Annotated in this window: 6 protein-coding genes; 2 read left to right on the plus strand and 4 right to left on the minus strand. The window is 69.2% G+C overall.

Features of this window, described 5'->3' with window-relative positions; genetic code table 11:
* Positions 1-502 precede the first annotated feature (502 nt).
* Positions 503-7,438, plus strand: a complete 6,936-nt coding sequence (locus IE258_RS28705) for an RHS repeat-associated core domain-containing protein (RefSeq protein WP_189748195.1) — start codon at positions 503-505, stop codon at positions 7,436-7,438.
* Between the two features lie 215 nt (positions 7,439-7,653).
* Positions 7,654-8,340, plus strand: a complete 687-nt coding sequence (locus tag IE258_RS28710; protein WP_189748196.1) for a hypothetical protein — start codon at positions 7,654-7,656, stop codon at positions 8,338-8,340.
* 904 nt (positions 8,341-9,244) lie between these two features.
* Here the strand turns inward: IE258_RS28710 and IE258_RS28715 are convergent.
* The 4 genes from IE258_RS28715 to IE258_RS28730 all read right to left on the minus strand — a co-directional run bounded on the left by IE258_RS28715 (position 9,245) and on the right by IE258_RS28730 (position 13,861).
* On the minus strand, positions 9,245-9,484 hold the full coding sequence (locus IE258_RS28715; protein ID WP_189748198.1) for a hypothetical protein: 240 nt from the start codon (positions 9,482-9,484) through the stop codon (positions 9,245-9,247).
* A gap of 667 nt (positions 9,485-10,151) precedes the next feature.
* A complete protein-coding gene (locus IE258_RS28720; RefSeq protein ID WP_189748200.1) occupies positions 10,152-11,054 on the minus strand; it encodes an NUDIX domain-containing protein in 903 nt (300 codons plus the stop codon).
* A 69-nt stretch (positions 11,055-11,123) separates the two neighbouring features.
* A complete protein-coding gene (locus tag IE258_RS28725; protein WP_229892498.1) occupies positions 11,124-12,392 on the minus strand; it encodes a M15 family metallopeptidase in 1,269 nt (422 codons plus the stop codon).
* Positions 12,389-13,861: an NUDIX domain-containing protein gene (locus IE258_RS28730; RefSeq protein ID WP_189748202.1), complete on the minus strand. Its 1,473-nt coding sequence runs from the start codon at positions 13,859-13,861 to the stop codon at positions 12,389-12,391. Before IE258_RS28730 ends, IE258_RS28725 begins: the two co-directional genes overlap by 4 nt.
* Positions 13,862-13,866 lie beyond the last annotated feature (5 nt).

A 13,866-nucleotide genomic window follows, 5' to 3' on the forward strand; every position in this document is an offset into this window, starting at 1 on the left:
CACGCCGTTCGGGCGTCGCCGGGAATGCAGAGCCGTGCCATGCGCGGCGGACCTCCCCGATCCGAAACGGGCATGGCGAAGCGAGCTGATGATGACTCATCAGGCATCTCCCGTCATCCGGCACGGGAGATCGGCGTCCTGTGGTGCTCGCGCGGTGGCCGTGTGGGCGGCAGCCGCGACCGTGGTCGGATGCCGGCAGTCCCCGGAGAGCACATGGGGAGATATCGGCCCGTGACGGCGCGACAGCCGGGGGCCTTTGCCGGTTCTTCACCGGATATGAAGGCGGTCGTGCGCTCCTGGGGCGGAGATCCCGTTAGGAGTGACAGCTCGTGATCTGCGCCGTCGATGGCTTCTTCACCCGACATGCGGTGTGATCGTGTTCACACCAAGATGGCGAAGCTGGTGCAGGTTCACAGGTTCACCACATAATCGCCGCGATCTGATACGCCATCACGCGAGGTCCGCTCCGGTCCCGCTCCGAGTGGTCCGGGGGGACCTCGTCTTGTTCAGTCGACTTCGCCGTGCCCGCTTTCGCAGAACGCGGCTCATCGTCGTACCCGCTCTCGGGGCGGCATTGCTGACCGGCTTGCTGCCCACAGCATCGACGGCGCTCCCGCCCGACCCGGCGACGGCGGAGAAGGGCCGCGAGACGCTGACGCTGGAGCCGCTGGAGACCGATCCACCGGTCACCGGTGAGGTCTTCGACAAGAGCCTCGAATCCCTGAAGGTCGAGGTGCCCGAAGACCAGGAGCAGGCCCCCGCCGGCACGACCGCCGCGCCTCCCGCGGAGTCCGGCACGGTCACCTTCGGTTCCGGTTCCCCCGTGACCCCGGCCTCGGCCCGGAGCACGGGGGCCGACGCCGCACCCGCGGCGCTCACCCCGGTCGGCGATCTGCCGGTCAGCCTCGGCCGGGCGCCGGACCAGCCGGCGCCGACGGGGACGTGGCAGGTGACCGTCGCCGACCGCACCGACTCCGTGGCCCAGGGCGTGGACGGCACGGTCGTCACCGTTCAGGCACCGGCGAGCGGTTCCGTACCCGTCGCGGTGAAGCTGGACTACTCCGAGTTCAAGAACCTCTACGGTGCCGACTGGGCATCCCGCCTGCGGTTCGTGCAGTTCCCCGAGTGCTACCTGGTGACCCCGGACGACGAGGCGTGTCAGCAGTACGTCGAGCTGGAGACCGCCAACGACACCGGGAGCGAGTCCATCACCGCGACCGTCGACACCGCCGCCGACGGCACCGTCACCCAGGCATCCGCCGCCGCACCGGCACCGCGCACCGGTGCGTCGGTGGCGCGGGCGGCCTACCGCACCTCGACGAGTGTCGCCGCGACGGGGGACACCGCGGTGGTCGGCGCCGTCGACTCCGGCAGCGGCGCGGGCGGCTCGTTCAAGGCCACGCCCCTCGCGTCCAACGGCAAATGGGAGGCGGGAGGTTCCTCCGGCGCGTTCACCTGGACGTACCCGCTCGTCGTGCCGCCGGCCCCGGCCGGACCGGCGCCCAAGGTCGTCTTCGCCTACAACTCCCAGAGCGTGGACGGACGTACCGCGGTGTCCTCGCCGCAGGCATCCTGGATCGGCGAGGGCTGGGACTACGACCCCGGGCACATCGAGCGCCGCTATCGCAACTGCGAGGACGACCGCAAGACGCTCGACGCCGGCACACCCAACAACACCGCCTCGAAGGACAAGACGCCCGACCTGTGCTGGGTGTCGTACAACGCCGTGATGTCGCTGGCCGGCAGCACCACCGAACTGGTGAGGGTTGCCGGGAGCAACCCCGAGACCGCCACCGAGATCTACCGGCCGATGCGGGACGACGGGACCCGCGTCGAACACCGGGTGGGCGGCGCCAACGGCGACAACAACGGCGAGTACTGGGTCGTCACCACCCCCGACGGCACCAAGTACCACTTCGGCCTGAACAAGGTCGGCGGAGGCCACGCCGATACCGACTCCGTCTCCACGGTCCCCGTCTTCGGCAACCACCCCGGTGAGCCCTGTCACGCGGCCGCCTACGCCGACTCGCGCTGCGGCGCGGGCAAGCAGCAGGCCTGGCGCTGGGGGCTGGACAAGGTCGTCGACGTCCACGGCAACGTGATGGTCGTCGACTGGCACCAGTCCGTGAACCACTACGCGGTACGCAAGAAGTTCAAGACGCCGGAGGCCTACGACCGCGCCGCTTATCCGGACTCCATCGAGTACGGTATGCGCGAGCCGGACCTGACCAGTCCCGCGGCCCGCGTCGACCTGCTGGCCGCCCAGCGGTGCCTGGCGTCGGCCACGATCTGCGACGGCGCCAACTTCGACAAGACCGACGACCCCGGCGCCTACCGGCCCTGGTGGGACAGCCCCGGCAACCTCAACTGCAAGGCCACCTCCAAACTCTGCCCCGCCTTCCCGTCCTTCTGGACCCGGCTGCGGCTGTCCGCCGTCACCACCTACGCCCAGCGACCCGGGTCGGCCGCGCTCCAGAAGGTCGACACCTACACCCTGCACCAGTCGTTCCCCGAGGACTGGTACGACACCTCGCCCGGCCTGTGGCTCAACTCCATCACCCGCACCGGATACGGGCCGGGCGACAGCACCGGCACCGTCCAGTCCAAGGACGGCGTTAGCTTCGCCCACTACACCGTCGGCTCCTCCTCGCCACTGCGCACACGTCTGAAGGACCGGCAGCTTCCCAACCTCGTCCCCACCGGAAGCGGCGACCAGCGACCCGGCTTCACCCGGCCGCGCATCGGCACCGTCGCCACCGAGTACGGAGGCGACATCGAGGTCGAGTACACCGGGGGATGTGCCGTCGAGCCCGCCGAGGACAAGGGCAGGGACAACACCACCTGCTTCCCCCTGCGCTGGTCCCCGGACGGCGAGGAGAAGAAGCCCGCCAAGGCGTGGTTCAACAAGTACGTGGTCGCCTCGGTCACCGAGACCGACAACGTCACCTCCCACGGCAGACCCATTCACACGAAGTACGCGTACACGGGCCCGGCCTGGTCCAAGAGCGACGACGAGTTCACGCGTGCGGCCCTGCGCACGTACAGCGACTGGCGCGGCTACCGACAGGTGTCCGTCACCCGGGGCAGCAAGTCCTCCTCGCAGCTCGGGGAACCGCAGTCCCAGTCGTACGGCGTCACCCGCTACTTCCAGGGCGTGGGCGGCGCGGTGAAGGACTCGACCGGCACCCACACCCTGGTGGCGGACGACGCCCGCCAGTACGCCGGACTGACCGCCGAGGGCATCACCTACGCCAGTTCCGACGGCCGGATCGTCAAACGCGTCCTGAACTACCCCTGGTCCCAGCAGACCGCGTCGCGCCCCCGCGAAGGAGAGGACGGGACAACGCTCACCCCGCTGCTCGCCCACCGCGGCGGCATCAAGCGCATCGACACCATCCAGACCGTCGACACCAGCTGGCAGGCCGTCCGCACACTGACCGAGGTCGACGCCACCCATGGTCTGCCCGTGCAGGTCGAGACCATGGTCGTCAAGCCGGACGGAACCGGCGAGAGCCTGTCCCAGTACCGCTGCAGCCGGACCAGCTATGTGCACAACACCGTGGACTGGCTGATCGGTCTGCCCAAGGAGCAGCGCACCACGGCCACCCGGTGCGCGGACTTCGACACCGCGGACCCGGCCACCGAGTTGAAGAGCTCACGGCGCATCTCCTACGACGATCTGGCGTACGGGGCCACTCCGACAAGAGGCATCGCCACCAGCGTCGCCGAGATCGACGGCAAGGGCACCGCCCACTCCGTCGTCACCGGCACCACCTACGACCCCCTGGGCCGTGTGCGTACCGTCACCAAGCCGGGCGCGGGAACCACCGAGACCAAGTACACCCCCGGTGACACGGGAGGACCGGTCACCTCCACCAAGGTGATCAACGCCAAGGGCCACGCCACCACCACGACGTTCGACCCGGGCCGCGGGCTGGGGCTCACCGTCACGGACCCCAACGGACGTGTCTCGCGCACCGAGTACGACGGTCTCGGCCGACTGGTCAAGGGATGGTCGGCGGCACGCTCGACGGCGTCCGCGCCGGACGTCCAGTTCAGCTATCAGGCGGCCGACGCGACACCCGATCGGACCCGCCCCGCCTCGGTCACGATGAAATCCCTCAAGGACGACGGCTCGTACGCCACACAGGTCACGATCTACGACGGCCTGATGCGCGACGTCCAGAGCCAGTCCGAGGCCCACGGGGCCGGTCGCATCATCGTCGACACCACCTACAACGACCAAGGTCTGCTCTACGAGAAGACCGGCGGCTACCTCGCCAAGGGGCAGCCCGCCGCCGAGCTCTTCGAGCCCAGGTCCAACACCCTGATACCGAACTGGACCAAGAGCCGCTACGACGGCCTCGGCCGACAGGTCCGGCTCTCCACCTACCACGGCCAGGACTTCAAGTTCGCGGCCTACACCTACTACACCGACACCAGCACGTTCGTCGACCCGCCCGGCAGCACCGCCCCGTCGAGCAAGTCCTTCACCGACGCGCTCGGCCGAGTCACCTCCGTGCAGCACTACACGGACACCGACAACACCGGGCGGCGGGTCACGTCGTACACCTACGACAAGCGCGGCAACCGAGAGAAGGTCACCGACCCGGCAGGCAACGTCTGGTCCTACACGTACGACGCCCGGGGCCGCGTCACCTCGGCGACCGACCCGGACACCGGCACCACCGAGACGGAGTACGACGACGCGGACCGTCCGGTCGAGGTCACCAACGCGCGCGGGCAGTCGATGTACACGGCGTACGACGTCCTCGGCCGCACGACCGCGGTCCGCGAGGGCTCGGCGACCGCGGCGCCGGTCAAGGAGTTCACCTACGACTCACTGCCCGGCGCGCTGGGACAGCCGGTCGCGGCCATCCGGCACGACGCCTCCGGCGACTACATCACGAGGACCACCGGCTACGACGCCGGATACCGGCCCACCGGCCAGGAGACCGTGATCCCCGCGAACTCCATGACCACCGGTGTCTCCGGCACCTACGGCTACACCTACAGCTACAGCCCCACCGGGCGCCCGCAGACCGTGACGATGCCGGCCAAGGGCGGACTCGCGGCCGAGAAGGTCATCACGCGCTACAACGACGACGGACTGGCCGAGTCCACCTCCGGGCTCTCCTGGTACACCTCCGACGCAACGTACTCGCCCTACGGCGAGGTCCTGCGCACGGTTTCCGGGGCACAGCCCTACCGGGTGTGGACGACCAACTTCGTCGACGCGCACACCGGGCGCCTCCAGCGGACGGTCACCGACCGGGAGACCGCCTCCCCGCACGCCATCAACGACAGCTACTACTCCTACGACGAGTCCGGCACCATCACCTCCAACGCCCGCAAACTCAGCGGCGCGACCGGCTCCGTCTGGGACAACCAGTGCTTCACCTACGACGTGCTGGGCGAGCTGGTCAACGCCTGGACGTCCGGCATCGCACCGACGGGCAACGGCACCGGGTGCAAGGCGGCGAACGGCGCCACCTGGGGCCACCGCACCGACGCCGCCCCCTCCTCCGGCCCGGTCGCCGACGCCCCCGACGCGGCGTCCGACACCGACACGCCCGACGGGGAGCTCGCGGCCTCCCTGACCGGCGCCGCGCCCGCCGCCGCCACGGTGTCGACCGGCGCCACCGCCTACCACCAGTCGTTCACCTTCGACTGGCTCGGCAACCGCGCCACGATGACGGAACACAACACGGCCGACGCGACGAAGGACGTCGGCTTCGTCTACAGCTACGGAAAGAGGGTCACGGGCGCCACCACACCGGCTCAGAACGTCACCACCCAGCCCCACACCCTGTCCTGGACCGCGTCCACGCCCTCCGGCCAGGGCAGTTCCTACAGCTATGACGTCACCGGAAACACCGAGGTCCGCGACCTGCCGGCGACCACCCAGTCGCTGAAGTGGTCGCCCGACAACAAGCTGGAGTCCCTGACCGACGACGGCACCAAGACGTCGTACATCTACGACGCGTCGGGCAACCGGCTGCTGGAACACTCACCGTCGGGTGCGACCCTCCACCTCGGCGAGACCGAACTGACCACCGACGCCACCGGAAAGATCACGCGTGCCTCCCGGTCCTACGCGCATCCCGGAGCGCCGACCGTCGTCCGCACCGCGGCCAACGGCGCCACCACCGGCCACAAACTCCACGTTCTGATCGCCGACCACCTCGGCACGGCCGGCACATCGGTCGAACTGTCCGGCACCCAGCCCGTCACCCGGCGCGAGTTCAAGCCGTACGGCGAGTCCCGCGGCCCGAAGCCGGCGAGCTGGCCCAACAAGCGGGGCTACCTCGGCGTCGGCATCGACGACTCGGCGACCGGACTGACCCACATCGGAGCGCGCGAGTACGACCAGAACGCCGGCCGCTTCCTGTCCGCCGACCCGGTCACCGACCTGGCCGATCCGCTGCAGATGAACGGATACGCCTACAGCAACGGCAGCCCCGTCAGCAAGAGCGACCCCACCGGACTGCTCCTCTGCTACTGCTCATGGCTGGGCAACCTGGGATCGGGCGGTGGTGGCGGTGGCGGTGGCGGCGGTGGTGACACCGGCGGTGGAGGTGACACCGGCACCGACCAGAGCGGTGGCGGCGGCACGCCCGTCGTTCAGCGCAACGGCGGAAAGACCAATCTCGGCAACTGCCTGTCCCGGCAGAACACGGCCCACGACGCCGCCGTCTGCGCCACCGGTTTCGCCGCCGCGTCGTGGGCGAAGAAGTACGGGGTCGAAGGGTTCGTCACCGTCGACGTCGGACGCGGCGGCCACTCGGCCAACGAGATCCCGGGTGCCAAGGCCGACGGATCCGGGGCCGACGGCAGGGCCGACGTCATCTTCTGGTCCAACGGCACCGTGTACGTCTGGGAAGTGAAGCCTACGGCCTCCAAGAATCCGAAGCCCGGCGACCAGGCGGCGGCGAAGAAGCACAAGTACGCGTTCGCGGACGGACCCGCGCAATTGCAGGGCTACGTCGACAAACTCGAGGACCATCTGGACTCCAAGGGCGACACCCGAAGGGTCGCCAGAGGCCCGTCACTTGCCACAGCGAAATTCGCCTTCGGAAAGGACCGCACGGGAACGGTCTGGAGCGACAAGGACGTCGCCTACCAAGGCATGCGCTACTACGGCGTCGATCCCAAGCGCAAGAGAACGCCGTCACCGTCGCCGGGACCCGGCCCCAGCCCGGATTCCTCGACGGCCTCACGCCCGTCGGCGAAATCGGGTGCCGAGCCCAAGCCGTCGGCCACCGGCATGGCGAATCCCCCCGAGCCGGGTCAGCCCTGGTGGAGCTCGGAGTGGGGCAGGGCGGTGGTAGCCGTAGGCGCTCCGCTCCTCCTGTTCACGGCGCCGAGCGGTGGCGGGGTGGCCGTGGGTACGTCGGTGACTGTTGGCGGCGTAACGCTCTACGAACTCGCGGCGTAGCGCCTGACCACCGGACGGCGGGACCCGTCCAGTGGTTAGGCTGTAGGGGAACAGACCGAGGAAGGGGCGCGGACGTGGGCTTGCGGGCCATTGCGACGTTTGATGCCGCCACCAGAGGCGGGGTCGGGAACGGGCTTGCCTCGTGGTACGGGTCCGCCCTCTCGGGGCCGCTGAAGGATCTCGTCGAGCAGGAGCGGCGGGGAGCCATGTTCACCATGGCGAACTCGCGTGCCGACGAGAGGACCGAGGAACGGGAGTACCAACCACTCTCCACGGCGTGGACGGCCATGCGCCAGGAACTGCTGCGCGAGCCCGCACGAGCCCACGTGCTCTTCATGCGCAGGCCCCTGGGCAGACCGTTCGTCCACTTGCGCAGCGCGAACATCGGCAGCCGCCCCCCGAACATGGGGGCGCAACTCCTGCTGGGTGATGCGATGGGCGAACTGGACGATCCCCGGTTCTGCGCCGACGCTGTGCGGTTTCTCGTTGCCGCGCTGGACGCCGTGAACCCGGCCTTCGCATGGATGGGGGTCGACGGGCCGGCCACCGACGACACCAATCTTGACTGCGTGCTCAACCGCCGGGTGCGGGACTCGGTGCGCGAGGCCAGGAAACTCCTCCGGGGCTACTCCTGGACCACGGTGTGCCCCGAGGAGCTGTCCGTACGGCTGGGCGGCCCCGGGGCCCTGGCCGCGACCGGGGCCTTCCACCGGGTCGTCCCGCTCTCGGCGGGTGGTGTGGTCCTCCAGGCGACCGAGACCGCGGCGGCGTACACCGACGAGGCCGTACGCGGTGTCTTCGAGGCCCTGCACCCCGTCCTGCCGCCCGGTGCCCCGCAGTTCGACCCGGCCCACCCGGAGCTGCGCTACTTCCCCGCGGACGCGTCCCGCTTCCGCGGGTGACGGGCGGTGCGAGCGGGCACCTTCACGGCTGGGTGCGCGTGTGCCGACCGGTGAACCGCTTGCCGTTGTACGTCGCCGGCGCGCGAGGATCCCGAAGTCAGTCCGGAGTATGACGCGGTGCCCGGTGCCTTCGCAGGAAGGCGATCACGAGGAGCAGGGCGGCGACGACGACCAGGACGAGCGGTGCTGCCACGGACAGGAGGGTCAGTTCACGCCGGCTGATTCCGCCTTGTCGCCAAGTTCCTCCATGCTGTCGGCAGTGATCCCGAAAGTGAGACCGGGGGCAGGGGGACGGGCCGGGTCGGCTCGCTGCCTGCGGTGGTGACCGTGTTCCGGCTGCTCGACGCGCACGGCGGAATCGTGGCGCTACGGACGGCGGTCCGTCTGCTCGAGGACCCTGATGTGAAGTTGCGCCTCTGGGCCGCGCAATCAGTCCAGCGCTGGCACCCGTCCCCGGACGCCCGGCGCGGCGACGCAGAGGTGGGTGAACTGCTCGACCGGAGCCGACATCTCTTCAGCGACTTCGTACTGCGCCGGGCGCAAGTGGGAAGCTGGGGTGGAGAGCTGAGATGGGGCCATCACGCCGAGCAGTACGTCCGCTGGGATGCGGCCGCCACGGTCAGATCGGGGCGGGGGAAGAGCCCTTGCGGGTCGATGGCGCCTAGCCCGACCTGGTTGCACCCGCCGCCCGGTGTGGTCTCTTCTGTGCAGAACCAGCACCGACCAATCGGACGAATTCGGCTTTCTCGCGCCTGCACCGGACTCGACGTGACGGGAGCCGACCACGACAAGGCGTCTTCGTGGCTGAAGCAGGCGAAGAAGGAGACCGACTCCCTGTACGAGAAGCAGGTCGCCGGGACGGGAAACAAAAAGGTGTACGTCGACAGTGGCGAGGCGCGGTTGCCTAGGGCGAGCAGAGGAGGTCGTCGACCTTCTCCTTGTAGTCCTGGGCTTCGCCCGCCTCGTAGCCGGCTTCCTTGAGGCTTTTCATGAGTGAGACAGTGTCCCCGCACAGGGTGGGGCGCTGCCGCTCAAGGTAGGACTTGACGCCTTCGGCGGACAGTTCTTCCCATGCCCGTTTGGTCTCGTCGCTCTTCTCGTGCGCGTAGGAATACTCGACCCACTCCTTCTCGTGGTCCGACAAGGCGGACGTGTCAACGGGCGAGTCGCTTCCCCCGCATGAGGAGACCAGGAGAATGCACGTGAATACGAGACATATACGCGCCTTCTTCACAGTTCCTCTTCTGCCTAGGGTGCCGGAGGCGCATTCTATTGCAGGTTCCGCGAGTTCGTTGGCACTGGCTCCTGCGGAAACGTCGGAATCCGGGCTTGATGCGCAGCGCCGGGTCGGGCGACGATGCGTGGTCTTGGCCTCGTGGGTGAGGTCGTAGGTTAGCCAGGGCGATGACGCTTGCCCATCGAACAAGAATTCATCTCATTTGGCTGAGTAAGCTGTTGGCCGTGGTAGGGATTGTTGAGCGGCTGGTGCCGGAGGCGCCGTCGCGCTCCCGCGGCGACTTGGACTGGTCGAGGTGCGTGCTCGATGCCGGTGACGCGTGCTCCGTGTGGCTGGGCGAGGCGGACCGGCGTGCTGGCCGGCCCCGGAGTCGATGTCCAGGACGCGGCGGTCGGTGACGTCGCCGAGGACTTCTGCTCCCGGTCCGGTCCCGTCCAGGGTGGCCAGCTGAGCCGCTCGGGGACGGGCGGAGCGTAGGCGCGAGCGAGTTGGCGCCGGCGGTAGATCTGCCAGGCCCGGGTGTTGATGTCCTCGGCGGGCACGGTTGAGCTCCTGGTGCGTGGTGTTCTGCGAGTCAGGTGTGTGAGATCAGGTAGGCGGGGCCCTCGCCGCGACGGGCTCGTTCGACGGCGTCGAGGCGCGCGAAGGCGCTCGGAGCCATCAGCTCCTGCCAGGTCGCGAAGTCGTGGACGGCCCACAGGTCGTGTTCAGCGGGGTCAAGGCGGATCCGGCCGAGTTGGCCGGCGGTCAACTGCCCTCCGTCGAAGACGAGCCCCACCTTGTTCAGCGGCTGGCGTGGCCCGGCGTGGAGGAAGTGCGTCAGGAGCAGGGGCGGCGTGTTGAGGGCGAGGTCCAGACCGGTCTCCTCGACCGCCTCCCGTCGCGCGGTCTGCAGCGGATCCTCGCCCGGGGCGTCCAGGTTGCCGCCCGGAAACTGCCAGAGCCTCGAGCCGTAGACCGAGCGGAGTTGGACGGGACGGTCGTGCTCGTCGCGGACGTACAGGCAGCCGTACACCGTGTGGTGAGGGACGGTCCGCGCGTACTCCTCGGCTGTCATCGGCATAGGGCGGCCGGGCCGGGCGGGGCGGTGGTCGAAGGCGAGGGCGAGAACGCCGAGGGCCTCCTCGGCCGGCGGGTAGATGCCGCGGAGGTTGGCGAGCAGCTCGCCGGGCGACGCGTCCGGGTTGATGCGTGCGGTGTCCTCCGAGCGGAGCAGGTCGTCGAAGGAGGGGTACAGGGTGATCCGCTGCGCGATGACGTCGAGTTCCCGCCCGCTGTCCCGGTCGTGGAAAACGAGCGTGTCGCCCACGGCGACGCTGAGCCTGCTCGGGGTGGCCACCCTCACTTCGATTGTTTTGCGCCCTGCTTCCACCTGCCGGTAGTACCGCCCGAGAAGGTGCATGTGATGCTCGGGCGTTTCGCCTCCGGCCGCCGGGCTCGGCACGGCTGGGATGGCTTGCTGGGTGTCGTCAGGCATACGTGCCTCCATTCGATGCTTTCCGTCCGCTCCGGTCGTTGGGCCCACGTGGACGAGTCCACTGGCGAGCTACGGCCGTTCGACCGGTCCGTAGCGCGCGTGCGGCTCCTGCCGCATCAGGGCGTCGTACCGGTCTGCTGCCGAGAAGTGCCAGAACTCGGTCCCGTAGTTCGTGAAACCCGCGCTCTCCATGGCATTGAGCAGGAGGGTGCGGTGGTGGCGCGCCTGGTCGCCGAGGTTCACGGCGTGTGTGTAGCAGGTGCCATTGCTCTCCTCGGGGGAGGCGTTGACGCGGGTGCCGAGGTCGAGTTCGTGGCCGTCCTGGTCGACGAGGGTCACGTCCACGGCCGCGCCCGCGGAGTGAGGCGCGATCTCTGGCGGCGACACGTACCGGCTGGCGGCCTGGTGCAGTTGCTCAGGTGTCCATTCAGGGTGAGTGGTGGCCAGCTCGTCACGGTAATCGGTGAAGTAGCGCTGCTGGAGGGCCAGTGGCCGATAGCCCTCGATGAACAGAAGGTCGGTGCCGGCGGGCAGGAGCGAGCGGGCGTGCTGCAACCGGGCCAGGACGCCGTCACGGACGTGGGCGAACGCCCCCAGCGGGTCTTGCTTGCGGGGGTCGACGCGGAAGTCGTGGTCGCGCACGTCGACGAGCGGCTCTCCGCACTCGCGCACGGGGATCGCCGCGACCTGCGGATCGGACATCAGCACCAGAGGAATCATCGAGTCTCCCTGTGACGGACTGCGCTGAGGCGGCGAGGCGGGGGCGGCAGCGGTCAAACCGGTCTCGCGTACGATCCGGGCGACGGTGTCCTGCAGCCTGCTGTCGGCCGGGATCACGCTCTCCAGCCCGCCGGGCAGCAGATCCAGCTCGCGGTACCAAGAGGTGAGATGGTCGTCGGTGACCTGCGCCAGGTAGGCGGCATCCGCCTTCGACGCATGCCGTACCAACGTCGTTTCCAACGGCACGTCCAGGTAATAGCACCTGGAGACCCCGCGGTGACCCCGCACCAGAGACGTGATCATGCGGCCGTAGCGGTCGGCATACAGGATCCCTTCGAGTACGACGTGGAAGCCGGCGTCGAGGGCTGCGCGTGCGATCATGCCCAGCAGCGCGATGTTGGCGCCGCGCGCGGTGTCATGTTCCCTGAGCACGTTCCGGCGGATCACGTCCTGGCCCACGATCGCGACACCGCGGCCGTAGTGATCTCGCAGGCCCTGGGCCACGACCGACTTGCCGGACGCCGAGTTGCCGCGGACCACCACGAGGCGGGTATCCGGACGCCCGGCCGCTGTCGCAGCGGGCACGCGACCGGACGCGCCGGTCGATGCGCCGGTCATGCGGGCCAGCCCGTCTCGCTGTACAGCTCGCCGTTCTGGATCTTCGCGATAGCCAGTCGGGTATAGGGGACGAGGTCGCCGGGAAGGGCGGCGGGGTCCCAGAACTTCCACTGGGTGCACTTGTCCGGCTCGCGCAGCACCGGCTCGCCACTCCAGGTACGGGCGCGGAAGAACAGGCCCATGCGGGGCGGGTTCCTGGGCTTGTCGATGTGGTGGACGACGTGGACGAGTTCGACGTCCTCGCGCTCGATGTGCAGCCCGGCTTCCTCCCTCGCCTCCCTGATCAGGCAGTCGGTGGCGTTCTCCTGCTCGCAGTGGCCGGCCAGGACGTGCCAGGTGCACGGCGCGAACGCGGAGTCGGGGTGGCGCAGTCCGAGCAGCACCGTTCCGTCGGGGCGTTCCAGGTAGAGGTGGACGCCGATGATGTTGGGGACCGTGCCGTGCGGCGAAGCCAGACGCTCTTCTACGGGTTCGGGCCTGCTCTGCGCCGTCGGGAGGCTGGCGGCGTGGCGCCGTACGAGGTCGCTGGTGGTTTCTGCGATGCGGAGGCGGTGGAGGTTGTCGGGGGTGAACCAGGCGAGCATGACGCCTTCGGTCAGGTGGAGTTCGCGCGGGTCGCCGTTCCAACGGGCTGCGTAGATGGCGATGGGCACGGTCGTGCCGTCGTCGTGGGAGGCGTCCTCGGTGGCGAACGGGGTCAGGTCGGCCAGATCGAGGCCGGCTTCCTCGGCCAGTTCGCGCCGCACGGTGTGTTCCAGGGTGGCGTCCTGGGGTTCTCGGCCGCCGCCCAGCAGGGACCACATGCCCGGCTCCCAGATCTCGCCGGGGAGGTAGTCCCGGAGGTGGAGCAGGTATTCACCACGGTCGTTGTAGATCAGGGCCGAGGCGTTGGCCGTCTCCGGTTCGGCCTGGAGCGGCAGTTTGAGCAGCTTCTCGCGCAGTGCCGGGGAGGTCACCCGGTCCACCGGACGCCACTCGATGCCGCCGATCTCCTCTTCCTGCAGCGCGACCGACACCTCGGTCGTCTGCAGACGGAAGAGGAACCGCAGGTCGAAGTGCTGATGCCCGGGCTCGCCCTTGCCCGGGCGGGCGTCGACGTCGTGGATGTCGATGTCCAGCGGCACCGTCTCGTAGCCCGGCCACGGCGTGACGGCACCGGGCGGGATTCCGGTCTCCTCGTGCAGTTCACGCAGAGCAGCCGCTGCCGGGGAGTCGTCGGTGGGCTCGGTGTGTCCGCCGGGGACGAGGACCTTGCCGCTGGCCAGGTGCAGCACGTGCAGGATGCGGCCGAGTTGGTCGACGACGATCGCGCCAGATGTGACGTGCCCGGTGAAGGTCGAGCGGCTGGTGATGTCCTCGCGGGGCCGGTCGAGGGCGTCCAAGAGGGCGCTGAGCTGCTGCCGCTCATGGGGGTGACGGGCGAGGTAGGTGTCGACGATGGTGCGGATGTGGTGGTGCGACAACGGCATGGGGA

It is taken from the genome of Streptomyces tendae (genome assembly GCF_014650435.1).
Taxonomy (GTDB): domain Bacteria; phylum Actinomycetota; class Actinomycetes; order Streptomycetales; family Streptomycetaceae; genus Streptomyces; species Streptomyces tendae.